Annotated in this window: 1 protein-coding gene; it reads right to left on the bottom strand. The window is 42.7% G+C overall.

Annotated elements, in window-relative coordinates; translation table 11 throughout:
* On the bottom strand, nt 1-253 hold a 253-nt coding region (locus R0J87_RS22605), incomplete at both ends, for a glycosyltransferase family 4 protein (protein WP_498889139.1).

The following is a 253-nucleotide window of genomic DNA, read 5'->3' as shown; positions in this document are numbered from 1 at the left end:
CCCGTTTCTCCATGACTGACAATCTCAGGAATTGCATTGATTCGAGTGGTAATAACTGGTAATCCCATAGCCATCGCTTCAATAAACACATAACCAAATGCATCAGCATAGGTTGGCATAACAAAAACATCGGCTTGCTGATAAAGTCTTAGCCATTCGGGGGTATAGGCCTGAACATGATTATAAATATGAACATGAGGATGCTGGCAATGAATCGGGGCTTTAGTGACTACGTGTAACTGAGCAGTCTCAG

Source organism: Halomonas sp. SIMBA_159, from assembly GCF_046536035.1.
Taxonomy (GTDB): Bacteria; Pseudomonadota; Gammaproteobacteria; order Pseudomonadales; family Halomonadaceae; genus Vreelandella; species Vreelandella venusta_A.
The sequence above is the reverse complement of the archived record's forward strand: the minus strand, read 5'-3'. Positions and strand labels throughout refer to the sequence as shown.